This window comes from Moorena sp. SIO4E2, from assembly GCF_010671945.1.
Taxonomy (GTDB): domain Bacteria; phylum Cyanobacteriota; class Cyanobacteriia; order Cyanobacteriales; family Coleofasciculaceae; genus Moorena; species Moorena producens.
Map to the genome: position 1 here is coordinate 1 of NZ_JAAHIE010001097.1, position 1,722 is coordinate 1,722.

The 1,722-nt window shown below is 40.9% G+C and carries 1 protein-coding gene and 1 pseudogene; both read left to right on the top strand.

Annotation, left to right across the window (positions count from 1 at the left end):
* Positions 1 to 839: tetratricopeptide repeat protein (locus F6K37_RS41040; protein ID WP_287257037.1), on the top strand; the 839-nt coding region annotated here is incomplete at its 5' end.
* 621 nt (positions 840 to 1,460) lie between these two features.
* Positions 1,461 to 1,722: pseudogene (locus F6K37_RS41045) on the top strand (AAA-like domain-containing protein); the annotation flags it as partial.

Consider the following 1,722-nt stretch of genomic DNA (forward strand, 5'->3'; position numbering starts at 1 on the left):
AGGCATTTGGTCTGGAAAACAAACACTCCGGCGAGCGCCGCCACAAACGTTCTGAAGTCGTTGCTCTAGTTGCCAAGTACAAACCAGAACTTTTGAGCGATCAGACTCCTGAAGAGGAGTCTGATCTTATCTGCCAGTTGCCCACAATGCCGCGAAATAACCGAGAGTTGTTCTTGAAAACACTGGACAACTCGGTTTCTGACGAACACAAAAGGAAGCAATTTGCAAAGAATCTCAACAAAGTTGGGTATGAACACTATATGATTGGAGACTTCCAAAGTGCTTTATTCTATTTGGAATGGGCGACCGCATTTGACCCAAATCATGGACCAGCTCACTACAATCTGGGGTCAACTTATGAAGAACTGGAAAAGCCGGATCGTGCTCGCTTCCATTACCAGACTGCTACAGAGTGTAAAGGTCGTGCTGTCGATGCAGCTATCAACAACCTAGCTCGTTTGGAAATTTTGGAAGGAAACATTATCACCGCAATTGACTTACTTTTACCCAGTTTAAAAAGGGTTGAGGATGCTTCAATAAAATTCTCTTTACACAAAAACCTTGGCTGGGCATATCTCCAGCAAAATCATTACCATGAGGCAGAATTGCACCTCCGAAAAGCACTTGAATTAGATAGCTATTGTGCAGATGCCTACTATTTACTAGCACAGGTGCAGGAAGCCCAAGGAAACAAGCAAAATGCTGATTTGTCATGGGAAAACGGTTTTAAATATGACTCTAGGAACAACAAATCAAAAAAATCACCTTGGAGACTTCCTGAGCTGGATTCCTGGAAGTCTTTGGCACGCCAACGCTTAAATGCTAAAGGAGAAAAATAAACAGAGAGTAACAGACTGCATGATAAGCGATTCAGGTGAACATCATTCGAGTTGGAACAATTGGATCGTCATCATCCTTATCATCGTTTTTAATTGAAATCATTTTTTGATTCCTACAAAACAAATTATTACAACAATGTCATGGTAATAATTAACCTTTGAGTATGTCAGTCTAATTAAAAATGAAAATCTTAGATTTATTTCTAATCGTAAGTAGAAAAAAGTAGAAAAAAGTAGAAATTATACAAAATTAATTTCTACTTTTTTCCTATTGACGAAGAATTGAGGGGGTGACATGCAAGCTAAAATCCTTACTGGGTAGTGCGTTCAGCCAATATGTTACTTCAGGTGCGCTTGACCTTGGCGAATTAAATTCGCCACGGGTCGCACCTGAAAGATACATGCTGTTTTGGCCTGACCTTGGACGTAGTTATAAGGGTTTGAGCTTGCCATTACATCAAAGGAAGGTCAATTTGCCAGTTGATCTTTGCTAAGAAAACGGGCATCAAAGCCTTATATAGTAAGCTTTTCAGGGCTCATGTCACCCCCTCAGGACGAAGAAGTACGATAAGATAACTGAAATTCAAACAAACCAGTAAGCTGTTCATATAGCGGTGACTGATGAAACAACCGAAAGACTGGGATGAATTCCTCAAACACACAGCTGATAACTACGAGCTTCAAGGGAAATCTCAGTGTGCATTCTTAACTCGATTCGCATACGAGAATTGGCGCAAACAAGATAAAGAGATATGGGAGCTTGCAGGCTTTGCAGCTCCTGAAGCGTACAAAAAGCAAATGACTAATGTCTATGCTTGTTTCTCTCAAGACAAACCTAATGGTTGTCTGGAGCTTGCCTCTAGTGAGAGGGGGCCAGGAAAAT